At 36.0% G+C, this 24,056-nt stretch carries 31 protein-coding genes, 1 tRNA gene and 1 riboswitch; of the genes, 17 read left to right on the top strand and 15 right to left on the bottom strand.

What is annotated here, in order from left to right; all coding sequences use genetic code 11:
* The first annotated feature begins 20 nt into the window (after window positions 1-20).
* The 3 genes from FIT70_RS00535 (at window position 21) to FIT70_RS00525 (ending at window position 1,288) form a co-directional block, all read left to right on the top strand.
* Complete coding sequence (locus tag FIT70_RS00535) at window positions 21-257, top strand: hypothetical protein (protein ID WP_049814324.1); 237 nt, start codon at window positions 21-23, stop codon at window positions 255-257.
* A complete protein-coding gene (locus FIT70_RS00530; RefSeq protein WP_028818142.1) occupies window positions 254-547 on the top strand; it encodes a cell division protein ZapA in 294 nt (97 codons plus the stop codon). The genes FIT70_RS00535 and FIT70_RS00530 overlap by 4 nt, the downstream gene beginning before the upstream one ends.
* A 282-nt stretch (window positions 548-829) precedes the next feature.
* Complete coding sequence (locus FIT70_RS00525; protein WP_139930293.1) at window positions 830-1,288, top strand: EVE domain-containing protein; 459 nt, start codon at window positions 830-832, stop codon at window positions 1,286-1,288.
* Between the two features lie 45 nt (window positions 1,289-1,333).
* On the opposite strand, the gene FIT70_RS00520 is transcribed toward FIT70_RS00525, so the two are convergent.
* Both FIT70_RS00520 and ilvA read right to left on the bottom strand, forming a co-directional pair.
* Entirely contained in the window at window positions 1,334-2,377 is a 1,044-nt protein-coding gene (locus FIT70_RS00520) for a beta-propeller fold lactonase family protein (RefSeq protein ID WP_139870938.1), read from the bottom strand.
* A gap of 98 nt (window positions 2,378-2,475) precedes the next feature.
* Complete coding sequence (gene ilvA / locus FIT70_RS00515; RefSeq protein WP_139930292.1) at window positions 2,476-3,987, bottom strand: threonine ammonia-lyase, biosynthetic; 1,512 nt, start codon at window positions 3,985-3,987, stop codon at window positions 2,476-2,478.
* 83 nt (window positions 3,988-4,070) lie between these two features.
* On the opposite strand from ilvA, the gene rpiA reads away from it, so the two are divergent.
* On the top strand, window positions 4,071-4,730 hold the full coding sequence (gene rpiA / locus FIT70_RS00510; RefSeq protein WP_139866675.1) for a ribose-5-phosphate isomerase RpiA: 660 nt from the start codon (window positions 4,071-4,073) through the stop codon (window positions 4,728-4,730).
* Between the two features lie 82 nt (window positions 4,731-4,812).
* Window positions 4,813-5,517, top strand: a complete 705-nt coding sequence (phoU, locus tag FIT70_RS00505) for a phosphate signaling complex protein PhoU (RefSeq protein WP_139866673.1) — start codon at window positions 4,813-4,815, stop codon at window positions 5,515-5,517.
* A 59-nt stretch (window positions 5,518-5,576) separates the two neighbouring features.
* On the opposite strand, the gene FIT70_RS00500 is transcribed toward phoU, so the two are convergent.
* Window positions 5,577-5,849 (bottom strand): oxidative damage protection protein, encoded by a 273-nt coding sequence (locus FIT70_RS00500; protein ID WP_139930290.1) that lies wholly within the window; start codon window positions 5,847-5,849, stop codon window positions 5,577-5,579.
* A 78-nt stretch (window positions 5,850-5,927) separates the two neighbouring features.
* A riboswitch (cobalamin riboswitch) is annotated at window positions 5,928-6,138 on the top strand.
* A gap of 110 nt (window positions 6,139-6,248) precedes the next feature.
* On the opposite strand from FIT70_RS00500, the gene FIT70_RS00495 reads away from it, so the two are divergent.
* The 3 genes from FIT70_RS00495 (at window position 6,249) to FIT70_RS00485 (ending at window position 9,140) form a co-directional block, all read left to right on the top strand.
* A complete protein-coding gene (locus FIT70_RS00495; RefSeq protein ID WP_139930288.1) occupies window positions 6,249-8,138 on the top strand; it encodes a TonB-dependent receptor domain-containing protein in 1,890 nt (629 codons plus the stop codon).
* A 39-nt stretch (window positions 8,139-8,177) separates the two neighbouring features.
* Window positions 8,178-8,762: a hypothetical protein gene (locus tag FIT70_RS00490; RefSeq protein WP_139874136.1), complete on the top strand. Its 585-nt coding sequence runs from the start codon at window positions 8,178-8,180 to the stop codon at window positions 8,760-8,762.
* Between the two features lie 84 nt (window positions 8,763-8,846).
* Window positions 8,847-9,140, top strand: a complete 294-nt coding sequence (locus FIT70_RS00485; RefSeq protein WP_139874135.1) for a hypothetical protein — start codon at window positions 8,847-8,849, stop codon at window positions 9,138-9,140.
* 57 nt (window positions 9,141-9,197) lie between these two features.
* Here FIT70_RS00485 and FIT70_RS00480 read toward each other — a convergent pair whose 3' ends face one another.
* The 8 genes from FIT70_RS00480 to FIT70_RS00445 form a co-directional block, all read right to left on the bottom strand.
* The gene (locus tag FIT70_RS00480) at window positions 9,198-9,836 is read right to left on the bottom strand and encodes an aquaporin (RefSeq protein ID WP_139930286.1); all 639 of its coding nucleotides are present in this window, start codon (window positions 9,834-9,836) and stop codon (window positions 9,198-9,200) included.
* On the bottom strand, window positions 9,826-10,314 hold the full coding sequence (locus FIT70_RS00475; RefSeq protein ID WP_139930284.1) for an arsenate reductase ArsC: 489 nt from the start codon (window positions 10,312-10,314) through the stop codon (window positions 9,826-9,828). The genes FIT70_RS00480 and FIT70_RS00475 overlap by 11 nt, the downstream gene beginning before the upstream one ends.
* An 83-nt stretch (window positions 10,315-10,397) precedes the next feature.
* A complete protein-coding gene (locus FIT70_RS00470) occupies window positions 10,398-12,014 on the bottom strand; it encodes a phosphoethanolamine transferase (RefSeq protein ID WP_189340856.1) in 1,617 nt (538 codons plus the stop codon).
* A 188-nt stretch (window positions 12,015-12,202) separates the two neighbouring features.
* Window positions 12,203-12,859 carry a tetratricopeptide repeat protein gene (locus tag FIT70_RS00465; protein ID WP_139930281.1) on the bottom strand — a complete coding sequence of 219 codons (657 nt, stop codon included), beginning with the start codon at window positions 12,857-12,859 and terminating at the stop codon, window positions 12,203-12,205.
* Window positions 12,860-12,869: 10 nt separating this feature from the next.
* Window positions 12,870-13,655: an SDR family oxidoreductase gene (locus tag FIT70_RS00460; RefSeq protein ID WP_139930279.1), complete on the bottom strand. Its 786-nt coding sequence runs from the start codon at window positions 13,653-13,655 to the stop codon at window positions 12,870-12,872.
* An 18-nt stretch (window positions 13,656-13,673) separates the two neighbouring features.
* The gene (locus tag FIT70_RS00455) at window positions 13,674-14,321 is read right to left on the bottom strand and encodes an iron-containing redox enzyme family protein (RefSeq protein WP_139870930.1); all 648 of its coding nucleotides are present in this window, start codon (window positions 14,319-14,321) and stop codon (window positions 13,674-13,676) included.
* A complete protein-coding gene (locus FIT70_RS00450; protein ID WP_189340855.1) occupies window positions 14,318-15,766 on the bottom strand; it encodes an AMP-binding protein in 1,449 nt (482 codons plus the stop codon). Before FIT70_RS00450 ends, FIT70_RS00455 begins: the two co-directional genes overlap by 4 nt.
* Window positions 15,767-15,768: 2 nt before the next feature.
* Window positions 15,769-16,362 (bottom strand): thermostable hemolysin, encoded by a 594-nt coding sequence (locus FIT70_RS00445; RefSeq protein ID WP_139884158.1) that lies wholly within the window; start codon window positions 16,360-16,362, stop codon window positions 15,769-15,771.
* Window positions 16,363-16,505: 143 nt separating this feature from the next.
* On the opposite strand from FIT70_RS00445, the gene FIT70_RS00440 reads away from it, so the two are divergent.
* The 5 genes from FIT70_RS00440 (at window position 16,506) to FIT70_RS00420 (ending at window position 18,554) form a co-directional block, all read left to right on the top strand.
* Complete coding sequence (locus FIT70_RS00440) at window positions 16,506-16,970, top strand: MarR family winged helix-turn-helix transcriptional regulator (RefSeq protein ID WP_139930276.1); 465 nt, start codon at window positions 16,506-16,508, stop codon at window positions 16,968-16,970.
* A gap of 200 nt (window positions 16,971-17,170) precedes the next feature.
* Window positions 17,171-17,246, top strand: a tRNA-Phe gene (locus FIT70_RS00435).
* A gap of 34 nt (window positions 17,247-17,280) precedes the next feature.
* Window positions 17,281-17,583, top strand: coding sequence for a hypothetical protein (locus FIT70_RS00430; RefSeq protein ID WP_139869923.1), 303 nt, complete (start codon window positions 17,281-17,283; stop codon window positions 17,581-17,583).
* 169 nt (window positions 17,584-17,752) lie between these two features.
* Window positions 17,753-18,061 carry a hypothetical protein gene (locus tag FIT70_RS00425; RefSeq protein WP_049814323.1) on the top strand — a complete coding sequence of 103 codons (309 nt, stop codon included), beginning with the start codon at window positions 17,753-17,755 and terminating at the stop codon, window positions 18,059-18,061.
* Window positions 18,062-18,227: 166 nt separating this feature from the next.
* Window positions 18,228-18,554, top strand: coding sequence for a hypothetical protein (locus FIT70_RS00420; RefSeq protein WP_139930274.1), 327 nt, complete (start codon window positions 18,228-18,230; stop codon window positions 18,552-18,554).
* Between the two features lie 50 nt (window positions 18,555-18,604).
* On the opposite strand, the gene FIT70_RS00415 is transcribed toward FIT70_RS00420, so the two are convergent.
* Window positions 18,605-20,077 carry a protein adenylyltransferase SelO gene (locus tag FIT70_RS00415; RefSeq protein ID WP_139930273.1) on the bottom strand — a complete coding sequence of 491 codons (1,473 nt, stop codon included), beginning with the start codon at window positions 20,075-20,077 and terminating at the stop codon, window positions 18,605-18,607.
* 28 nt (window positions 20,078-20,105) lie between these two features.
* On the bottom strand, window positions 20,106-20,330 hold the full coding sequence (locus FIT70_RS00410) for a hypothetical protein (protein ID WP_139869920.1): 225 nt from the start codon (window positions 20,328-20,330) through the stop codon (window positions 20,106-20,108).
* Window positions 20,331-20,442: 112 nt separating this feature from the next.
* On the opposite strand from FIT70_RS00410, the gene FIT70_RS00405 reads away from it, so the two are divergent.
* The gene (locus FIT70_RS00405) at window positions 20,443-21,054 is read left to right on the top strand and encodes a DedA family protein (protein ID WP_028818125.1); all 612 of its coding nucleotides are present in this window, start codon (window positions 20,443-20,445) and stop codon (window positions 21,052-21,054) included.
* Window positions 21,055-21,957, top strand: a complete 903-nt coding sequence (locus FIT70_RS00400; RefSeq protein WP_139869919.1) for an ROK family protein — start codon at window positions 21,055-21,057, stop codon at window positions 21,955-21,957. It abuts the gene before it with no gap.
* Here the strand turns inward: FIT70_RS00400 and FIT70_RS06875 are convergent.
* Together FIT70_RS06875 and FIT70_RS06930 are read right to left on the bottom strand one after the other, a co-directional pair.
* Complete coding sequence (locus FIT70_RS06875; RefSeq protein ID WP_189340854.1) at window positions 21,947-22,120, bottom strand: hypothetical protein; 174 nt, start codon at window positions 22,118-22,120, stop codon at window positions 21,947-21,949. The two genes, FIT70_RS00400 and FIT70_RS06875, sit on opposite strands and share 11 nt — an antisense overlap.
* Window positions 22,121-22,162: 42 nt before the next feature.
* Entirely contained in the window at window positions 22,163-22,462 is a 300-nt protein-coding gene (locus FIT70_RS06930; RefSeq protein ID WP_223257736.1) for an HNH endonuclease signature motif containing protein, read from the bottom strand.
* Window positions 22,463-22,501: 39 nt separating this feature from the next.
* Here FIT70_RS06930 and FIT70_RS00390 point away from each other — a divergent pair, with 39 nt between their 5' ends.
* Complete coding sequence (locus tag FIT70_RS00390; protein WP_139869918.1) at window positions 22,502-23,707, top strand: GNAT family N-acetyltransferase; 1,206 nt, start codon at window positions 22,502-22,504, stop codon at window positions 23,705-23,707.
* Window positions 23,707-24,054 (top strand): DUF3147 family protein, encoded by a 348-nt coding sequence (locus FIT70_RS00385; protein WP_139866646.1) that lies wholly within the window; start codon window positions 23,707-23,709, stop codon window positions 24,052-24,054. Before FIT70_RS00390 ends, FIT70_RS00385 begins: the two co-directional genes overlap by 1 nt.
* Window positions 24,055-24,056: the final 2 nt, after the last annotated feature.

Below are 24,056 nucleotides of genomic sequence, written 5' to 3'. Positions count from 1 at the left end.
TTTAATTTATTTAGTCGCTATTGACGCACTTCAATTCTTTAAACTATAGTGAAGGTATGGAAGCACAACTCATCGCACTAGAGAAAAAAATTAAGCAGCTCATCAGCTTAATTGAATCTGCTCAGGGAAAAAATAAGGGACTCGAGACTCGACTCGCATCGACTGAAGCAACACTTATAAAACTTCAGTCCAATATGAAAGAAGCAAGTCTTCGTCTTGAAAAAATGATGAAACAACTTCCTGAAGAAAATCGATGAGCTCAAAAAATATTACTGTCACTATCATGGCACGCGAATTCATCGTTGCATGTCCTGAAGGCCAAGAAAAAAGTCTGTTAGATTCTGTCCAATATTTAAATCAGAAAATTGATCTCATTCAATCTCAAGGCTCTATTGTAGGAATTGATCGCATCATCATCATGGCAGCGCTTAATATCACCAATGAACTTATCAATTCAAACACTTCCGACGGTGAAGGCTTATCTCAATTCCGCCATAAAATTTCATCGATTGAACATCAAATCGACGAAGTGCTTGCACAAAACTAAAGATCTGCCTATTCTTTACTAAAGATTGCGATGAGCACGTTTGTTTTTTTAAGTGTTGCTTAGGCTAATAATTCCTTGAACTAGTCTATAGCATCGGTTTTAGCTCATCAGGTTGCGGTGTGAGCGATCTAAATTGGGTGCTCTTTTAAGACACCCTTGGCGATTGCACCTAATGCACCTTAGGCTTTTACCCCTTGAACCTTTGGTTCAGGATGCTGGTCTAGGCAACACTTAAGAAAATCAACATAGCTCTTTTATCCACCTTTTATTTTATTTAAAACTATGCATTATTGGCTCATGAAATCCGAACCATCCGATGTGTCAATCGATGATTTGGCAAAGCTCCCCAAACAAACCATTGATTGGTATGGTGTTAGAAATTATCAAGCAAGAAACTTTATGCGAGATTTAATGAAGGTGGGCGACCTTGCATTTTTTTATCACTCCAATTGTGATGTACCTGGGATTGCCGGTGTTGTAGAGATAACTAAGCTTGCTTATCCGGATCGTTTTCAATTTCAAAAAGGTCATAAGTATTTTGACCCTAAATCAACACCTGAAAATCCACGCTGGCTCAATGTAGATGTGACCCTTGTTAAAAAAACAAATTTATTAAGTCTAAAAGAACTAAGAGAGTTTAAAGCACTAGAAAATATGCGCATACTTCAAAAAGGAAATCGTCTCTCCATTACTCCAGTGACAGAAGATGAGTGGAAATTTATTGAGAAATATTTGAAATAAAAAAAGCCCAATAAATATTGGGCTTTTAAAATAAACACCTATTTTTTATTTAACGCTATCTAAACTGCCCATAGCTTTAGGATAAACAACGATACCCCATGGAATTTCTTTATTAGGAATTCGCTTAGTCACTTCTAATTTTTCTGCATCAATGACAAGCACTTCATCAGATTTTCCACAAGCTAGTAAAATGTCTTTTTCATCTGGTGAAAAACTAAAATGCCAACAACGTCGACCTGTTGGAATTTCTTTAATTTTCTCAAAGTTAGTGGTGTCGAATACTTCTAATGTTTTTGCTTTCGAAGATGCGACAAATAATCGTTTGCCTTCTCGATCAAAACTAATGCCATAAGGCGATTCACCTGTCGGCACAGTTTTAAGATGTTTAAATTGACTATCTAAGACAATAAAATTATTTCCATACTCCAGAGTGGAGACGTAATACTTTCCATTGGGCGCTACTTTGATGCCACGTGGACGATCTCCGTATTTTTTAGTTGAAATCGTTTTTAATAATTTACCATTACTAAAGTTGTGGACTGTGATTGTGTTATCAGCTTCATTCGTCACAATAATTTCTTTACCACTTTTACTAAATTCAATACCTTCTGTTTCTGGGCCACCGACAATATCTCGAGTCTTTTTGCCCTTGGCTAAATCAACCACTGCAATACGTGCAGGGATTTTTGGTTCATCTTTATCATCATCTTCTTTGCCGGCCACAGGTGGTTTACCGGTCGAGGCTGGCTCAGTTGATACAAAGACTTGTCCTCTAAATACGCGAACAAATTCTGGATTTTTACCTACTGAAATATGTTTCACAAATTGATTCGTTTTTAAATCAATCACGGACAAATTCTCGTCATCTTTATTAGCAGTAATTAAATACTGGCCATCTTCTGTGATGCCAATACCGCGGGGATTTTTTGCTTGAATATCAATTGTGCCTTCTGTTTCCATGGTATTTAAATTAATAATACTGACACCACCTTCTTGATTAGATACATAAGCCCTACCTCGATCTTCAGCATTTGCTAATAAGGATGAAATAAGTAATCCTAATATGACAACTGGTTTTATAACCTGCATTTGATTCTCCTAAAATATCGTGCTTTTAATTATTAAATATTTATTCACAATCTTCCAGGGGATTTATCCCTTTAACGCCTCATGAAAATAAGGAAGCACTAACCTAAGAAAAGTTTATAGGCTGGATTATCTGTTTCATCCCAGAAGGGGTAGCCTAGTTGATTCAAAAAGACTTCAAAATTAATTTCATCTTCGGGTGGGACTTGCATACCAACTAAAACACGACCAAAGTCAGCGCCATGATTTCGGTAATGAAATAAACTGATGTTCCAATTGTGTCCCATGGTCTCTAAAAATTTCATGAGGGCGCCCGGCTTTTCTGGAAACTCAAATCTAAAAACCATTTCATTCTTAGCTTGAGGTGAGTGTCCACCGACCAGGTGTCTTAAGTGAAGTTTTGCAACCTCATTATTTGTAAGATCAATGGTAGGCAAGCCCTCCTTATCAAGCATGGCTTTAATCTGTGATGGCTCGTCCTTATCATTGATTGCAAGACCCACATAAATATGCGCTTTTTTAGGATCTGAAAAACGATAATTAAATTCAGTAATATTCCTCTGGCCTAATAACCTACAAAAGTTTTTAAAGGCTCCTGGAGTTTCAGGTATGGTGACTGCAAGCACAGCTTCTCTTTTTTCACCAATTTCAGCTCGCTCCGCTACAAAACGTAAACGATCAAAATTCATATTAGCGCCCGATGCAATGCCTACCAAAGTCTCATCTTTTAAATTATGTTTCTTGATATAAGCTTTCATGCCTGCAACTGATAAAGCTCCTGCCGGCTCTAGAATAGAGCGCGTATCCTCAAAAACGTCTTTAATGGCGGCACAAATGGCATCGTTATCCACCACAATCATTTCATCGACGTAAGCCTGACAGAGTGGAAAGGTCACCTGGCCTACTTCTTTCACGGCTGCGCCATCAGCAAAGAGCCCTACCTGATCCAACACCACACGCTTGCCTGTTTTTAAAGATAAGCTCATAGCTTCTGCGTCTTTGGCCTCAACGCCGATCACTTTAATTTCAGGTCGCATCGCTTTGATATAAGTTGCCATGCCTGCAAGAAGTCCGCCTCCGCCAACACAACAAAAGATGGCATGAATAGGTTTTTTATATTCATCTAAAATTTCTTTAGCAATCGTTCCCTGCCCCGCGATGACGTCGGGATCATCGTAAGGATGCACAAAAGTGAGGCCCTCTTTTTTTTCAATCTCGAGCGCGTGTTGATAAGCATCAGAATAAGAATCACCCCATAGCACCACTTCAGCACCTCGATGTTTTACAGCATCAATTTTAATAAGGGGGGTTGTAGTAGGCATGACGATTACAGCGCGACATCCTAGTTTTTGTGCGCTTAACGCAACGCCTTGCGCATGATTTCCCGCAGAAGCGGTGATGACGCCCTTATCTAGCTGCGGTTTAGATAAGCCCGCCATCTTGTTATAGGCGCCGCGTAATTTAAATGAAAAGACAGGTTGTAAATCTTCCCGCTTTAAAAAAATCTGATTATGAAAACGGCTTGAAAGATATGTCTGAAATTCGAGTGGTGTTTTCTTTGCCACGTCATATACACGCGCCTCATTAATACGTTTTACGTAGTCATTCTTCATATGCTAATTTTCAAGAGTCGCCTTGGCGTGTATGATAGATGTTAAAGCATCATTATAAATAAAATATAAGGGTTTAAGTAAAAATGGCATTCACGCAAGACGAATTAAAACAACAGGTTGCAAAAGCTGCGATCGAATATGTGAAGTCTGGCATTATTGGTGTAGGTACTGGCTCTACTGCTAATTACTTCATCGATGAGTTGGCAAAAGTAAAACATAAAATTGACGGCGCAGTGGCTAGTAGTGAAGCATCAGCAGATCGTTTACGTAAACATGGCATAGAGGTTTTTGACTTAAATAGTGTCAATAGTATGGATATTTATGTCGATGGTGCCGATGAAATCACTGAGCATATGCATATGCTCAAAGGTGGTGGTGGGGCTCTAACTCGAGAAAAAATTGTGGCGGCAGTTGCTAAAACCTTTATTTGTATTTGTGATGAAACAAAATATGTGCCTGTCTTAGGCAAATTCCCTTTACCTGTCGAAGTTCTCCCAATGGCTAAAAGCTATGTGGCTCGAGAACTTACCAAATTAGGCGGACAGCCTCAGTTACGAAATTTTACAACCGATAATGGGAACGTCATCTTGGACGTTCATGGTCTTGTCATTAAAGACCCTGTCGAAATGGAAGCGACTATCAATCAAATGGTAGGAGTCGTTACTAACGGTTTATTTGCGGCTCGTCCAGCCAATATATTATTATTGGCCACAAAAGACGGAGTTAAAACTATCAAAAAATAAGCTTATTAAGTCTTAAAAATGTCATATATAAGTAATATTATATAAGGTGTGAAATTGTAAGAGTTTAAAAGGATTACTAAAAATGGCTTCAGAACATAGTTATAAAGAGTACGACCTAGAATTAGAAGCGGTAAGAGCGAAGGTCTTAAAAATGGGCGGTTTAGTCGAAGAGAATATTCTTTCTGCTATTGAGTCTCTTAAAAAGGACGATGTCGAACTAGCGAATAAAGTGATTAAAATCGACGAGAAAGTCAACGGCCTTGAAATGGAAATTGACGAAGATGCATCTCGTATTATTGCGAAAAGGCAGCCTGCAGCAGGCGACCTTCGTATGATCATCACAATTCTTAAAGCCATCACAGACTTGGAGCGCATTGGTGATGAGGCAACAAAGATTGCACGTACAGCTATTCGTGTTAACGAAAATCCAAATATTAAAAAAATTAAAATCGGTGAAATTAAACTGATGGTAGAAGCTGTTCATTCGATGCTTAAAACCGTATTAGATTCATTCGCGCGACTAGATATTAGTAAAACAATTGAGATCGCAAAGAAAGATGAAGCAGTAGACGATCAGTATCGCGCAACCATTAGAGAGCTTCTCACCTATATGCTTGAAGATTCAAAAGCTATCTCAGTGTCTTTAGAGTTACTTGTTGTAGTCAAAGCGCTCGAACGCATTGGTGATCATTGCAAAAATATTTCAGAACATATCGTTTATGCCGTGAAGGGTGCTGACATTAGACACTCAACAATCAAAGAAATTAAAAAGACGATTGCTGAATAATCAATTTGCACAATAAAAAACACTTCCTCGGAAGTGTTTTTTTACGTCTTCGTTTTTAATTAGCTTTTAGGTGGGACATATCCCGATGCGTTATCCGCGCCATCACCAAAAAAATAAGCTTCCGTTTGTTCGGTTAAATATTTACGCGCCGCAGGATCCACAAAACTTAATCGGTTCTCGTTCACTAACATGGTTTGGTGCTTAAGCCAACCAGTCCAAGCTTCCTTAGATACACTCTCAAAAATACGTTTACCTAAAGGCCCTGGGTAAGGGGGAAAATCTAAACCGTCTAATTCTTTACCTAACTTCACACATTTAACTGTTCTTGCCATAACTAAATATCCTTTGCATTGCAATAAATAAATTTATAAATCGTTAAGTTTGAGTATAGCAAAGATGTGCTACGATGTTTTCAAGTTGTTAGGTGATGTCTTCTTAAGGTTTATCTTCATTTAGGAAAACATTGAAACTGGGAAATAGGTGAGTGTAACAACAATTCCTATACTGCCCCCGCAACGGTAAGTAAGCGTGGATTCATAAGACATGCCACTGAATTTATTTCGGGAAGGCCGTGAATCAAATCTTACGAGTCCGGAGACCGGCCTAGTAACTCACACAGAAATACTACGGGGAGTGGTATTTGATTTGTGAGTACTTTTTCACATTTTTTTCTCCTAAAGTATTTCTATTCATTAATCTCATGCGGGGTTGCATGATTATTTAGAAATGCTATGAAGAAAATTATTCTATCGAGTCTATTAATGGCTCAACTTTTTACAACAAATGTTTTTGCAGATAACGAACTTAAAACTTCTGATGTCTTTGTAACAGCCACTCGAACTCGTATCCCCAAAAAAAATGTCATTGCTGATATAACTTTAATTTCTGAGGAAGAAATCAAACTCGCAGGATACTCTTCCCTACCTGAGCTTCTCCAAAGACAGCCTGGAATAGAAATATCAAATAATGGAGGACAAGGAAAAGTTTCTACACTTTTTCTGAGAGGGGCTAGCTCAACACATTCAGTAATTTTATTAGATGGCATTAGAATTGATTCTGCTACAGCAGGTCTGACTGCTATAGAAAATATTCCCTTATCACAAATTGAAAAAATTGAAATTGTTAGAGGGCCAGCCTCGAGCCTATATGGTCAAGATGCTATTGGTGGTGTCATTCAAATCTTTACAAAAAAAGGTTTAAATGGTTTTAAACCCTATATTTCCTTCGGGTACGGTAAATACAATACCTCAATTGCGCAAGGGGGGATAAGAGGAGGCGATGACACAACCTCTTATGCTATTAACTTATCAAGTCAAAACTCGACAGGATTTTCTGCTTTCGAGCCAAATACAAATCCGGCGGCAACAGCGAATATCTTTAATTTAGATAAGGATGGCTACAGAAATAAAAGTGTTTCTGCCTCTCTAAGTCATAAAATTAATGAAAAGCTCGATATAAGCTTTCAATACTTTTTAAGCCAAGGTAAAAATAAATACGATAATCGTTATGCAAATTGGGATCCAAGTATTGATTGGAAAAATACTCAAGACCAAGAAAGCTTGAGTGGTACCGTTAATAGCCAGCTCACTAATTATTGGAAATCTAGTTTAAGAGTAGGACTGGGGATAGATGATTATGTCGAAAAACAAAGATATATTTCTGGCGCTACAAGAGAAGTTGATAACGTTTATAAAACGATTCAAAATCAAATCACTTGGCAAAATGATTTGATTTTGCCTCTTGGATCGCTAGTTTTGTTGTACGATAAACTTGATCAGAAAATTAATGTGACAGATACAAGCTACTCAAAAAAAGATCGTCAAAATGATGCATATATGATTGGTTATAATCTGAATCAAGCGAATCATAATTTTCAAGCTAACGTTAGAAAAGACTTTAATAGTGTCTACCGAGATGCTACAACCGGAAATATTGGATATTCTTATGCAATAGACTCTAATTGGTCCATCGCTTCTTCGTTTGGCACTGCCTTTAGATCACCAACATTTAATTATCTTTATGCTGGTAGTAATGCAAATCCAGATTTACAACCAGAAAAATCTAAAAACATTGAAGCGCAACTTAAATACCAATCTGATGCAGAATTTTTTTCTTTTGTGACATTTAAAAATAAAATAACAGACTTTATAATTTCTAATGGCACAACTGGTTATCGACCTTACAATATCAATACCGCTGAAATCTATGGTGCAACAGTATCAAGTAGCCATTTTATCAATCATTTTCAGGTCAAAAGTAGTTTCACAGTGCAATCTCCAATGAATGAAAGTGCTGATAAATACTTACCAAGAAGAAGTAATTTTTTCGGAACAGTGGGTTTAAATTATTTCATTCAAAATTGGAATTTAGGTTTTGAAGCTACCGGGTCAGGAAACAGATATAATGATGCTGAAAATCTTTTCAATATACCTGGTTATATTAAAACAAATTTATTTGCTGATTATCAAATTACCAAAAATCTAGCAATGAATGCTAGGGTAGATAATGTTTTAGGTAAAAACTATACTTATGCCTATGAAGGAAATCCAACTACGGATGGTTTTCGTTACCAAACGCCCAGCCAAAGTTTTTTTATCTCCTTGCGATATGAGCCACAGTAAATTTAGAGTAAAGTTTATTTATTGAATTTAAGGAAAATTATGACATTCCAACATTTAAGATTAAAAACACATGAGACGCTTTTCTTAATCATTCTATCTTTAGTTTTGATATTAACTCGAGGAAGCCACATCACAACTTTCTATAGTCTTCCTGATGCAAGCTTAGCCTTATTCCTGGTTGGAGGAATTTATCTCAAAAATATTAGATTTTTTCTTGCGCTTTTTTTACTTGGATTAGTTATAGATTTTGGTGCATCAGCCTTCGATCCAAAATTAGGTTTTTGCTTAACTAATGGTTATTGGGGGCTTATTCCTGCGTATGGTGTTCTTTGGCTAAGTGGATACTTTTTACATCATAAAAAGTCAATTCAAAAATTATCAATTTTTATACCCATAGTGTCTATTGCAATAATATTAGCTTTTATAATTTCCACTCAGACTTACTATATGTTTTCTGGAAGATTTGGAAATCCATCTTTTTTTGAGAGCGTATTACATGGGTGGGAATACTTACCTCAATATTTCTTATCCTCATTTGCTTATATAGGGATATTCTGGTTAATCTCGCTCTTCGTTAATAAAAATAAATTTTTAGGTTTTTATAAAAAATTTAAATCCTCATAAAGATATATTAGCCTCTAAAGACTCCGCTTTTTTTATAGGGCAACTGACTAGTTATGGGGCTCTTTAGACAATGACAGATAAGAAATGAAATTTTTAACTTTACTTCTATCACTTCTCTTTGCATCTAATCTATATGCTGAAATGCAGACTAGTTTTTGTAATGCAATTGATGGGGGAGCTTTATCAGTGCAATTTGATGAAGCGAAGCAAATTGTTTTAGTCAATAAAATCCCCCAAACAAAAGTATCTATTGACGAGAAAAGTATGCGCTTTTGGAATGATAAATATGCTTATACTTTTAATAGAGCAAATGGGGCGATGATGGTATATCTCGGGGAAGAGGTAGTAGGTGTATTAGAATGCTCTTTCAAAAAATAATATTCATCACCTAACTGCTCTTCGCATCTATTTTGCATGCGGAAGTAGTGTGTAAAACTATTTTTTAATGATTTGAAGTATGAGAATGAGCGCAATGATTTGCGGAAAGACAAATCCTAAAATATTTTCTGGGGCAATACCTACAAATGTGTCTGTTAAACTTCGGGCAAATGTCACGGCAGGATTACAAAAGAAGGTAGATGAAGTAAACCAATAGCCTGCAGTCACTGTCAAGGCTACAATCATCGCTATATGTTTCTTGGCATATTTCAATCCTAGATAAATCACTGTAAGTAATATCAGTGTTGCGATCACTTCACTGATCCAAATACCTAATCCAGATCTTATCTTTGTTGATGTTTGAATGATAGGTAAGTTAAACATCACATGTGTCATCCAAACACCTGCGATTGCCCCTGTAATTTGCGAAGCAATATAAGGCAATAAATCTTTTCGTCTTAATTGTTTGTGGGTGTATGCCATCACACTGACAAGTGGATTAAAGTGCGCCCCTGAAATCGGACCTAAAATCATAATCAATACATACAGGCCAGCCCCGGTAGCAATACTATTACCAAGAAGTGTCACAGCATCATTGCCAGATGAAAGCGCTTGTCCCATAAGCCCTGAGCCTGTAATCACAGATAATAATGCTCCGGTGCCAAGGAATTCTGTTAAATATTTTTTATTTATCATGGATATCTTGAATAGCTTTCTTTAAAGAGAATAAATCTAGTTGATCGATAGGTAGATAAATCAGTGCTTCAATATTCTTTTTTAATCCCAACAATGTTTTTTGAAATGCTTCTCGTTTAATCACATCTGTTCCTTCAACACTCGCAGGATCAGGAAATCCCCAATGCGCTATGGATGGATGGCCTAACCAAATAGGACACACCTCATTAGCTGCGTTATCACATACCGTAATAACAAAATCCATTTGTGGTGCGTCGGGCAAACTATATTCATCCCAATTCTTGGATCGTAACTTCTCTTTTGGATAGCCCATTTCTATAGCTAACTCCAAAGCAAAAGGATTCACTCGCCCTGCCGGATTAGAGCCTGCTGAATAACCAATAAATTTACCACTACTTAAAGTAGTTATTAAAGCTTCAGCCAAAATGCTACGGGCAGAATTGCCCGTGCAGAGAAAGAGAATATTGTAGGATTTCATATCAAAATTATAAACGATGATAACCAAGGAATTATGACACTTCTACCCCAGCCTCAAATGGCCTCTTAAATGACATTTATTAGTTATTTCTTAATTGCAAGTGACTTAAGGTCTTTTTCCTTCTTATAAATACCAGTCTCAATTTCAAGAATTCCTAGCAGTGTGTGAAAAACATTGTCATGAGATATAGGTTTATTACTTTTAAGCTTTAATAAATCCATATCTAAATTCTCAGTCTGAATAAGGTTTTTACCAAACCATAAAATTAAAGGTACATTTGTAACACCTTTTGGCGCCATGAAATAGGGCATTCCATGAAGGTAGATATTGTGCTCTCCCAGAGACTCGCCATGATCACTTACATAAAACATTGCCGTTTCAAATCGATCATCATACTTTTTAAGAAAATCAATGACCTCACTTAAAAAAAAGTCTGTATATAAAATTGTATTGTCATAAGCGTTGCTGATTTCTTCATCGGTACATTGATCTAACTGATTAGTTTTACAAAAAGGTTTGAATTTTAAATAGCTTTCAGGAACTCTCTGATAGTAAGCAGGACCATGGCTTCCCATCTGATGTAAAACAATGATGATGTCATCTTTTTTTTGCTTATTAATATATTCATCCAAACCTGAGAGCATACCAATATCGCGACACTCTGGATCACAAGTGGGATTATTTCTAGGGCTTAGGAAATCTTCATATGTAAATCGATTAGCCACACCCTTAGAGCTCGAATTGTTATCACGCCACAAAATATTCACTCCAGATTTCTTGGCTACATCTAGGAAATTTTCTTCATTTTTAAATTTTGATAGTTCAAATTTATCCTTACCTTCAATTGAAAATATACAAGGCACGGAAATACGAGTGCTAGTTCCACATGAAGAAACATTGTTAAAACTTACTACACTCTGCTTACTTAGCATAGGATTTGTATTTTTTTTGTAGCCATTAAGTGAAAAACGATCAGCTCTGGCAGTCTCACCAATCACTAAAATTATAAGTTCACGATCTGTGTGAAGTCCTGAGATATGCGCATCATCTCCAATATGCTTGAATAATTTATGAGAACTGAAAAAAGTCTTGTGAGTAATTTCATAAGTAGCATAAAGAGCGCTTAGTGGATTCGAATAAAACGGTATTTGCTTTTGTTCTCGAAAAAATGAAGTCGAAAAATTACTGCTAGCAAGAAGTATAAAAGCAAAACTAACTAGTGCTAGCAAAGCCACTCCAGAGTGATAAAAGATTCGCTTACTCACAGACTGTAAAATAATTTTTACTTTATAGATAACAAAAACTGGAAGAGCAAATAAAAAAGTAAAATAAAATATTAAGCGCCAGGATATTAAACCTAAGGCCTCAGCAAGATTAGTCTCCGCTGCATTTATTAACATATCCTTATCTATAATCACGCCATAACTATCAGCAAAATAAGCAGAAAAAGCAGCTGCGAAATAAAAAATAGCTAACACATGACGATGCCATTTGTGCATTGTTAGTAAAGCCATAAAGAACAATAAAAGAAGAAATTGAAATAAGGCTAACACCACAATAAATAATTGGTTCGAGCCCGAGCCAATCAACCAGGTATTAGCTTTTGCAAACATCGTGAAGTTAGCAAAAATTGTTATAAAAAAAGCTGAAATAATGACCCAAAAAATACTGTTCGACCACGGAAGTTTTCTTAAGGGCAAAATATTTTCTCTTTTAATTGAAGTTTAAGAATTGAAATCTTTTTATATGAAATCTTTTTTATATCTAAAATGAAATATATTCATCATTACTATTTTTATTAATTAAGTAATAAAAATAGCAGGTTTAAGGTGTAACTCGATACCTCGAGATACTTAATATTGGCTAAATAATCACTCTCTTGTGGCCGCTACTTCTTATCTGAAATTTTCTTCAATAAGTCATTAATTTCTTTTTTTCGGCCTTCATCTGCAATTTCTCTTCCTTCACGAGGATCTGCTAATAAGCCTTTCTTTAAAAATTCGGTCGCTTTGTTTAATTCTCCAGCTTTAAATAAGAATTCACCATAAAAATAATTGGCATCTATACCATCGGGGTTAATTTCTAGGCCTTTAACTAACATATCTTTAGCTTTGTCGTTATCACCATATGCGATAGGCCAGGGTGGCACTTGATAATAAAGCGATCCCAAACTTGTATAGGCAGCTCCATTAGAACCATGAGAATCTATTTGGATGGCCTGTTCAAAATGTTGTTTTGCGTCTTTAACTAATGATAAGGCTGCCAATTGACCTCTTATTCCGTTTCGGACACCTGCAAATGTGCCTTCAATGATACCTTGCCATACAAGTGGCTCAGCTTTACCTGGATATTTTGCTAAAACTTTTTCAGATTGGGCAAGAAGTAATTCAAAGCCTTTTTCTTGTTCGTTCAGTGGTGTTTTATATTTTAATTGTTCCCATGTCTTTTTCAATTGAAAAACATCTTCATCGACGCCAGCGATGGCGACCTGCATAAACATGCTAGATACAAATAATGAGGTAACAATTTTTTTAACTATATTCATGAGAAACTCCTTATTTAGTGAGGTATTTTTTAATTATTGGCAATTGCTTACCAATCGCAATATCTGTAAGCTTCGGAAAAATTTTATTGATAAATATAAAGAATGATTCTTTTAAACCAATTTTCTTTTGATAATTATTATGGGTTAGAAAAATCATAAATTTATCTGCAACTTTTTCTGGCGAATCCATGGTATTTCCTAACTTCAAATTCATCTCTGAAATATTGTTTGAATTGAAAGTTGTTTTAGTCGCTCTTGGTGCAAAATATCTTACATTAACGGTTGTATCACTTAACTCACGTCTCAGGGCTTGAGTAAACCCCCTTAAACCAAATTTACTTGCACAATAAGCGGTAAAGGCCGGGTAGCCTATATATCCAAAGATTGATCCTGTATTAATGATTTCAGCTTTTGGTTCATTTTTAAGTAAAGGTAAAAGTGATTGCGTAAGAAGCATGGGGGCTTTTAAATTTACATCAAGAATATCATTCACAAGATTAGGATCTTGCTCTTCAAACATAAAGTAATCGCCTATCCCTGCATTATTAATGAGTAAATTAATACCACCCTCACGTTGAGCAAGCATTTTAATTTGCTCTCGAACATGTGACTTATTGATATCACCTTCTACAATAAATATGCGTTTTGTTTGTAATTCTTTTTTTACGTTTTCTAAAGGGTCTTTTATTAATCCCACAAGAATAATCAGTTCTGCTTTTTTATCTAAGCGCTTGACAATCTCTCTTCCGATACCGCCTGATGCGCCTGTAATGACTACTTTATATTGTTGACTCATTTTTAAAGAGGCTCCTAGTTAAGCTGGTAAATGTTTAAATATATTTCCATAAAGGAAATAAAATTTCTTTGCGCAATCAATCACTATTTTCTGATCCTCTTCTTTCGTAAATTGATTGACGAGTGACTTAAAGAATTCAACGTGAGTTAAATCGAGGCTGCCGTGAGAAGTCATATAAGTGAATGCTTCATTGGGTAATTGAAGTGATTTTTGCATGGCAGTAGCTGCGTTTGTTGCGATAGCAATGCTAGTTCCTTCGAGCACAAACACCATACCTAAAAATCCTATAGGATTCTTTTGATAAATTTGATAATAAGCGTCAGCCACCATCAATTCAGTAAATATACTAGGTTCACTATGACGAATTTCTTCATGCTTTCCACCTGCTGCCTTAATATCATTTAAAATCCATTCCTCGTGTCCCATTTCATCTTCTATATAGTGGGACATTGCTTCTTTAAGCCATGGATAGTCACATGAAATTTCGTTTTTACAAGCCGTTAATAAAGGAACTGTATATTTGACGTGATGATAAGCTTCTTTTAAAAATGCCAAGTATTGGTTAAGCTTAATCTCCCCTCTTAGTGCATCTTGAATAATGGGAATAGAAAAAAGCGCTTCTCGATCTTGTTTGGTTTCTGCTTCTAATTGATTAAAAAAACTCATAGTAAAGTTAAATCCTTAGATGATTCATATAAAGTATTAATTTCTTTTTGGTAGTAGCTTTCAATCACGTCACGTTTTAATCTTCCATTTTCTGTGAGTTGTCGATTGGCAAAACTAAAAGGCTGATCTAGAACAATGTAATTAAGTATTGATGCATAATTTGGCAATTCTTTATTGACACTTCGGATGGATGACTCAATAGATTCATGACTTATATCAGTTAAAGGAAGAATTAAAGCTGATAAATAAGGCTGAGCATCTCCTACTACCATCACTTGTTTATAAAGGCCTTGTTCCATTAATAGGCTTTCTGGCCATTCAGGTGAAATATTTCTTCCATAGCTTGTAATAATGAGATTTTTCTTTCTCCCATCAATAAATAAAAATCCTTCTTCATCAATATGGCCAATATCACCTGTCTTAAACCATAGATCAGAATCTGATGCTTCACCTAGGTAATTCACCTTATTTGTCATACATATTTCAATTTCATGATCCTCTGCAGTTCTTATTTTTCTATTGCTGAGTGGCTTACCTACGGAACCATCTTTATAAGCGTGGGGTAAATTAAGAGATACCACAGAACTACATTCAGATAATCCGTAGCCTTCATATATAGGTAGGCCAAGATTTTTAGCTTTTTGAATTAGCAATCGAGGGGTTTTAGCACCACCGAGAGCCACAAACTTTAATGATTGAATGCGAGGGTCATTCGGTTGAATGGCATTCAAAATGCTATGTAGCATTTGAGGTAATAAGATGACACTTTCAATCTTATATTCATTAATTTTAGATAAGCATTGAACAGCATCAAAATTGAATGGATCTTTAAATCCTATTTCTTTAAGTGAAAATACAAAAACTTCAGTATGACTTAAGAAAGATGTATAGACTCCGGCAACATTTTCTAATAAAACAGATAAGGGGAGCAAACAGAGATGTTTTTTGATTTTTAGATTTGCTAATGCATGTTCTAAACTTTTGGCAACGGACCATTGCTGTTCACTCGATAAGCAAACGCCTTTGGGCTTAGATGTTGTCCCTGAAGTAAATGTAATCTTTTGAATATCTTTATTGATATCTTGTAATGCATAATTTTCTAGGTGACTTAGAAATAAACTATGACATTGCCCACTATTTTTATCAAAACCGTATAACTCAAATATATTTTCTTGGTCGCAAAATAAGGTAAAAATATGAGAGGTATTAATTAAATGTTTTTTTTGCTCGTGAGAAAAGAAATGTGGGATAGGGATTAAAGTAATACCAAGAAGCTGCGTTGCTAGATCTAATGCAATCCAATCAGATGAATTATCAGCTAAGACACCTACAGGTGCCTGAGGATAGTTTCTATTCTTTAGCGCTATTGAAAAATCATTAACGAGCTCATCTAAAGATAGAACGCCATGAATCTTAGCTTGCTTAATATCTAACTCGGCTGTCAAAATTAAATATGAGAAGGGACTTCGATGAACATCACTTGCGGTTTTGTTTCATAATATAGGCCCCAATTGATGCCGTGATTAGGCAAAAGGTCAGGATCAGCTTTAGAAATTACTTGGGGATTGAGATCTAATTTATGAAATGCATTAAGCACTAAATTATTAGCGGTAAATACTACCCACCTTCCTCCTTGATTGTAGATCATTGATGTCATCTTTTTAATTAATCTTCTTGTAGCGCCAGGATATTCGGCTGCAAGATTACCTAATTCAAATATTTCACTACGCTCAACTTTTTGCCCAGTCATAAATGCGATATAACTTTCTATGGGTTGATCAAGATATTGCTCTAAATAAGCTTTTTTATCTGCTAAGTTAGACATGCCAAAAGTTGCCATCCAATGATGATCTTCATTACTTTTGCACCCAATGAGAAGATCAGCAAAATGGTCAACTTCTGCCTGATAAGCTTGGTAAAAATTGTGAGAAATGAACTGCTGCATGTCTGAACGATCCTTATCTAAACTTCGAGCCATAGAAATAGTGCAGCTAGGTTCAGATAATGGTGTCGGCGTCAGTCGATATTGAGAATTAATCATAAAATTGAATTCGCTCGATTACTTTAAAATAGAATTAAAATCTATATTTAATTTTATGTCAAACTATTTGTTATAAAAGTATGTAACAATAGTATGTATACTTAGTATGTATTAAATATGTATTAAGCTTTAAAATAAAAGGTATGAAAATCAAATTGCAAAAAGAAGTCTTAAAACATTTTAGAGAAATCTATATTCAGGCTAAATCTGAACTAAAAGATAACGTTAAGAAAACAGGTCTTTCTGGCTCTCAGCTTTGGATCATGCAGCAAATTTATAATTTCAGTGGAATAAGTAATTCGGAGTTAGCAAAGAACCTCACACTTCATGTTTCTACATGCAGTATTCTTGTAAATAAGCTAATTAAAAAAGGTCTTGTAGAAAAAACTCGAAGCGCAACAGATGAAAGAAAGATTCTTTTAGCTATTACATCAAAAGGTAAGCAATTAATGGCTAAAGCTCCAAAATCGCCAGAAGGTGCAATACCATCAACATTAAAAAAACTAAACATTGAAGAATTGGAAGAACTCAATACAGTTTTAACCAAATTTGCTAAGAAAATGAAGGTGTTTAATAAGGTCTTTAAAGATTCTCCTTTGGATTATTAATATTTAATCGTATTGAGATCGCCGTCAAATCTTTTGACACTTACCCTTAACCTTGAATTTTCTTTTAAAAGACTTCTCCGAACGCCACCGTCTTATTAAAAGACACTTAAAACCCCGCTTTTCAAGGCTAAAACTCGGTAAAAGTCACCATTTTTGCTATAATTCCGCTTCTTCACGGTTTTTGTCGTGGGGTTCTATATGGCCAGGTAGCTCAGTCGGTAGAGCAGCGGATTGAAAATCCGCGTGTCGGCAGTTCGATTCTGCCCCTGGCCACCATTCAAATTTTAAAAAGCACTAACTAAGGAAAGTAATGAAAAAAAATACAAAAGTAACAATAGCAGTTGCACTTATTGGATTGGTTGCCACAGCAGCAGTAGCATTTAAATATGTTGGTGCCAGAACAAAGATTAAAGAATTAGAGGCTGTTTCACGCTTACAAAATTTAACTTTAATTGCTATTGTTAATAAAGATTATGTTCTTGCTTGCAAATCACAAACTGAAGCAGAAGAGTATTTAGGTAAAGTTCACTCAAAATCTGAAGACTTATTTGGCATGATTCATAAGAGCAATCAAGAGCTTTGCAACAAGGCTTTAAAAACACAATCTAAATAATTTAGAACAAATTAAAAAGCCAGCTCTCGCTGGCTTTTTTTATTTATAGCTTAGTAATTTTTCTGAAGCAGAAGATATGCCAATGTCATAATTTGTTAACAATTATCTACTAAGATGATCATGTGCATCAAAAGTGCACCTAATTAATACAACCCAAAAGGATAAAGAAATGAAAAAGTCAGTACGTTTAAGTCTTATTATTGTCGCTGCTGTTGCAGCAATCTCAACTACAGTGGCTGCATCCACATTCATTCAAAGCAATGAAAAACTTCACGAATTAGAACGCGCAGCACGCTTACAAAATTTAAGCGTTATCGCTATTAAAAATAACGATTTTGCTCTTGCTTGCAAATCTCAGACAGAAGCTGAAAAAGCTCTATCCCAAGCTAATCTTCGTTCAGAAGATGTTTTAGGTATGGTGAATAAATCAAGCGGTGAACTCTGTTCAAAAGCTGCAAAAGTGATCGCTTCAAAATAGTTGATTGCTTCTTTTAAAGAAAACCCGCTTTATAGGCGGGTTTTTTATTTTCTCAAAAACCTTCGTTTGCTTTGAGATTGCTGAACTTTCTTATATCATGCCTACCTAAAGGGTATGTGTATAAACACATACTTTAAAATTTAACATAATCATGAAGGAATCATAGATGGAAAACTCTGGCACTTTTAAAAACATCATCATTGCAATCCTAATCGCAGTAGCGGGTTACTTTTCTTATAGCGCTTATAACGCTGAAGATCAATTGAGCTTACAAACTGCAGAAATTAAAAATCTAAATGGTCAAATTGCAACGCTCAACCAAAAAGTGACTGACTATGAAAAAGCTGACGCTCAAAAGAAAGCTGTTGTATCTGACTTAGAAGCAAAAGTAACGGCTCAAAGCAAGGATCTTGAAGATCTTAAAGCGCAACTCGCAAAATCTGTTAAGCCTTCAAAAGTAAAAGAAGCACCTAAAGCTAAAAAAACGAAATAGTTTCAATCTTCACACATAAGGCTTACAGGCCTTATGTGTGATTTTATTTTTTAAGTCCCACAAAATGTTTGATAAGACTTATCTTCCTCTATGGGTGGCTCACCAAATACTTTCGATTCTTCGTAAGGCTTTAAAAGCGCTGCAATAAAATCATTTAAGAAATGGTAGTCCTGATCCACCACTGCTAGTGATAAAGCTTTCTCCACTAAATAATTCCGTGGAATGACCGCTGGATTATGTTTTAACATCATGAGTTTTGACGTCTCTTCACCTTCTTTTTGTTTTTGAATGCAATGTATCCAGTTTTTATACCAAACTTTAAATGATGCATCTTTAAAAATAGTATCTTTTAAAATTGCATCCGACGAAAGATGTCTAAATGTAAGGGTATAGTCAGCTCTATTTTTTTGCATAAGCACTAGTAATTCATTGATTAATTCAATATGGCTTGCGCCCTCATTAAATAAACCTAGTTTCTGTTGCATACCTCTTAGCCAAGCTCTTTGAAACTGATCTGAGAAATTATTAACAGACTGAGAAGCCAATTCAATTGATTTATCAGTATTGTGATCAATAAGTGGGATTAAGGTCTCTGCAAATCTTGCTAGATTCCACTGCGCTATGGGGGGTTGGTTCGCATATGCATAACGACCATGACGATCAATGGAACTGAACACAGTTTCAGGATGATAACGATCCATAAACGCGCAAGGACCATAATCAATTGTTTCACCACTGATGGACATATTATCTGTATTCATAACGCCATGAATAAAACCTACATGCATCCATTGACTAAGAAGCAACGCTTGTCTTTCAATCACTGCATTTAAAAATGCGAGGTAGGGATTGTCCTTTGCTTTGCACTCAGGATAGTGACGATCAATCGTATAATCTGCGAGTGCTTTTAATTTATTAATATCATTTAATGTGGAAGCAAATTGAAAAGTACCTACACGAATATGGCTTTTCGCTACGCGCGTGAGTATCGCGCCAGGCAACACTTCATCTCGCATCACACTCTCTCCTGTCGTCACTACTGCCAAACTTCTTGTGGTAGGAATCTTAAGTGCGAACATCGCTTCACTAATGATGAACTCTCTTAACATAGGCCCTAATGCGGCGCGACCATCGCCACGTCTAGAATAAGGTGTTTGTCCTGTTCCTTTAAATTGGATATCAAAATGATCCCCGTCCGGACTGACGTGTTCGCCCAAGAGAACAGCTCGGCCATCACCTAATATGACAAAGTGTCCAAATTGATGTCCTGCATAGGCTTCTGCAATAGGGTGGGCTTTTTCAGGCAGTTCATTCCCAGAAAAAATATTACCCCAAGCCTCTCGACTTAAGCCTTCTTTATCTAATCCTAGAGATTTTAATAAGGGCTCGTTTAATAAAATAAGTTTTGGATTCGATACTTTTACTGGGAGCTGTTCAACAAAAAAATCCTTGGGTAATTTTGTATAGCTATGATTAAACTGCCAAGCTACCGTATTTGGCTTCTGCGCATTTATTTCATGCATGATGGATTTGATCGTTTGATAGCAAAAATTACTTACATGAAACTTCTAGACTGTAAGGCAAGCTTGCTGATTTATCTACAAGGCTATACCCGCTTGAGCATAACTTTTCTGCTTTTGCATAACAAGCATCCCAAAAAGCACAGTTAATAATATAAGTTTTGCTCGTATTTGATAGTTTACTCTGATTCGTATAGGTCATCATGCTGCAGCTTGAGAGTATGACAAATAAAAATAATAGCGTTATCTGTTTCATATATGTTTGTTTAAAAATTATGTAATTCATTATAGTAAAAAATTGCGGATTCACTAAAGGTTTATGAAACATAAGATAGAATTCGATATCAACTTAGATTAGGTTAAGCGTGATGCTAGAAAAATTAATTGGATTATTGGCTGTTTGGATTATGAGTGTGATATCCACTATGGGATACGGGGGCATCGTATTATTGATGGCAATTGAGTCAGCCTGTATTCCATTGCCCTCTGAAATTATTATGCCTTTCGCAGGGTATCTTGTTTTTAAAGGTGAAATGGTGCTCTGGGTGGTTGCCTTCATGGGCGCACTAGGCTGTGTATTGGGTTCTATACCTGCCTACTACGTTGGAAAAACAGGTGGCAGACAGCTTGCAGAAAAATATGGTCGTTTCGTTCTCATCTCTAAAAAAGATTTAAAAATGGCGGATGATTGGTTTAAAAATTATGGCGAGATTATTATTTTTATAGGCCGCCTCCTTCCGGCTGTTCGAACTTTTATTGCGCTTCCTGCAGGGATTGCGCGTATGAATATGACTAAGTTTATTATCTACACATTTGTTGGCTCGTTTATTTGGTGCTGGGCACTCGCATACACAGGTATGGTATTTGGTGAGCACTGGGACACATTAAAAGTTTACTTTCATGAATTTCATTATGTCATTGCAGGTGGTGCAATCATTTTCATCATTTGGTATATCAGACGTCATTTTCAGAATAATTAAATGGCATCTCATTATCATATCGGTATTGACTTGGGTGGCACTAAGATTGAAGTGGCTGTCTTAGACAGTCAGGACAAAATACTTTTTCGGGAACGATTACTTACTGAAGCCCATTTGGGTAGCGCGCATATCTTTAACCAAATTCATGCACTCTATACAAAAGCCCTCGTATCTATACAAAATAAAACACATTCGCTAGGTTTGGGAACCCCTGGTTCGATCTCGAAGAAAACACATCTCCTTAAAAACTCTAATACACTTTGCTTAAATAGCTTACCGCTCCAATCCCTTCTTGAAGACAAATTAGTGCATGACATCCTGATTGAAAATGATGCTAACTGTTTTGCTCTTGCAGAATCAATTATGGGAGCGGGTAAAGGATATCCTTCTGTATTTGGCGTCATTATGGGAACAGGCTGTGGTGGTGGCATTGTATTTGATGGAAAAATTAGACAGGGACCACAAAATATTGCTGGTGAATGGGGTCATATGGTGATCGACCCTCAAGGTTATCCTTGTTACTGCGGTGCGAATGGCTGTGTAGAAAGTTTTATATCGGGTGGTGGTTTAGAAAAAAGAATTCAAGATAAAACAGGTAAGAAGCTCTCAGCGATTGATTTTTTTAATACTCCATTGAAAGACGAATCTCTAAAAAATATTAAACAAGATTTCTATGCGCGATTTGGTCAAGCCCTAGCTAATCTTATTAATATCTTAGACCCTGATATTGTTGTATTGGGCGGCGGACTTTCCAATGAAAAAAGTTTATATAAGGAAGGTATTAATGAAGTTTATGCGCGCATTTTTAATGACATGCCTTCAACGCCGATTGTTAAAAACATGCTGGGTGATTCAGCGGGTGTGATTGGTGCTGCTTTAATTGGTCGAGGACTTACTCAGTAATCGTTTTTTCTTTTTCAGTCCTATAGATACAATTGGGTAAATGATTTTCAAGTAATCCATTAATTTTTACGGTATCTATTTTGCAAAACTTACATTGATAAGCATGTAATGCATCGCCTTGATGCTCTTGCGGATAATCGATATAAAATATTTGTCGTTTCATGATATAGATTATATTACTTCAAATTACGGTTCATATAAAAAGTTACTCCCATTTATCTTTTTCCTTTGACTCTTCAACAGTCTGCCATTGCATATTCGATGGAGCATCAGCACCGCCTCGCTTTAAGGGCATAATGTGATCAATAATATAACCAGGACAAGCTCCAAATGGCTTGCCTGTCGAGGGACATGGCTGCATTTTTTTGAAAGCTTTCTTAGCTTCAAGACTTCTTTTAATGTTGCCACGTTTGTCCCGTTCACAGCTTGCACAGTAATCTGAGTGAACTGCAAAAAGTGAGCCACTAAAAAAAAGTGCAATTAAAAAAAATAAAAATTTCTGCATAATTCGAGAATCAAGATGTTTTAAGTATAATTCTCATAAATGATACAACAGCTCTCTCTTGAATGGCTTAATTCTGAATCGCAAATACCACAGGCGTTATGGGATAGTTGCTTTCCAGCACCTTACGAAGGTCAGTGGTGGTATAGATCACTCGAGTGCGCTCACCTTGAAGAGCAATTCACTTTTACTTACGGTCTGATTTCTTTAAATGGAGAGCCTATCGCCATCGCGCCTGCATTCATAATGGATGTGCCCATCGAACTTGTGATGCCTCCTATTATTTTACCTATCGTAAAGTTAATCGGCAAAGTTATCCCGTCTTTCTTATATCAACGTACTTTTTTTATAGGGAGTGCCTGTTCTGATGAGGGGCATATCGGGATTGATCCAATAGTTTTAAAAGCTCAGACGGTAACACAGGATGATATTTTTCTCTGTATTCAGGAAGCTGCTGAGACGCAAGCACAAAAATACAACGCAGCTATGTTGGTTTGGAAAGACTTTCCTATTATGTACCATCAAACACTTGCTTCTATTTCCAAATCTAAAAATTTATTTCCTCTTGTAAGCTTTCCATCGGCACTTCTAAAACTAAAAGGCGAAAATGCTGATGATTATATAAACTCTCTCAAAGAGTCTAAAAGATACCAATTGCGCAAAAAATTAAGGAAAGCACTTCCAGCCCCCCTTGATGTGAGCATAGTTCATTTACCTGATAATCAAACTCTTCATCAGCTCTACCGATTATTCTCAAGAACTTATTTAAAAGGTAAAACTAAACTTGAAGAGCTCACGCCTGAATTCTTTGAATTTATTTCTCGCGAAAAAGAAGCGCACTTTATTATTTTAAGACACCAGTCTTCTCAAGAAATTGTGGCTTTTATGCTTTGTTTTGATCTTAAAGAGCGTGTGATTAACAAATTTATTGGTATTGATTACGATGCTCCTAGAGATTGGTTTATCTATTTCCGTTTATGGATTGAAGCCGTTAATTGGGCATATAAGATTGGTGCCAAAACAATTCAAAGTGGCCAAACAGCATATCCTGCTAAAATTGAAACGGGTCATGAACTCGTGCATCTTACAAATTTCTGTAAACACCGAAATCGTTTTATGCATAAAATTTATAAAAAAGTAGCAAGCTTGGTCAATTGGGATACCCTGGATCCGGACTTGGCAGTTTATTTAAAAGCTTATCCAGAAGAAAAGCCTGTCATTCGATTATCAAAAGAGGAGAAAAGTTAATGTGGATTTTATTTAAACTTTTAATCACCTCAGGTATGGTTGTTTTTATTTCTGAGGTGGCTAAGAAAAGTGATCGATTAGGCGGGCTCATTGCAGCACTTCCTCTTGTCACAGTGTTGACTTTAATTTGGCTATATTTAGAAAAACAACCGGAATCTAAAATTGCAAATCATGCTTGGTATACTTTTTGGTATGTCGTGCCCACCTTGCCCATGTTCCTAGCATTTCCTTTTTTACTTAAGCGATTTGGTTTTTGGCCAACACTTGGGATATCCGTTGTCATGACCTTAGTTGCATTTTATATTTTTGCAAAAATTGTGAAGCCCTACGGCATCGAACTCTTATAATC

Source organism: Candidatus Methylopumilus universalis (assembly GCF_006364435.1).
Taxonomy (GTDB): Bacteria; Pseudomonadota; Gammaproteobacteria; order Burkholderiales; family Methylophilaceae; genus Methylopumilus; species Methylopumilus universalis.
Note: the sequence above shows the minus strand (reverse complement) of the source record. Positions and strands in the feature narration are given on the sequence as shown.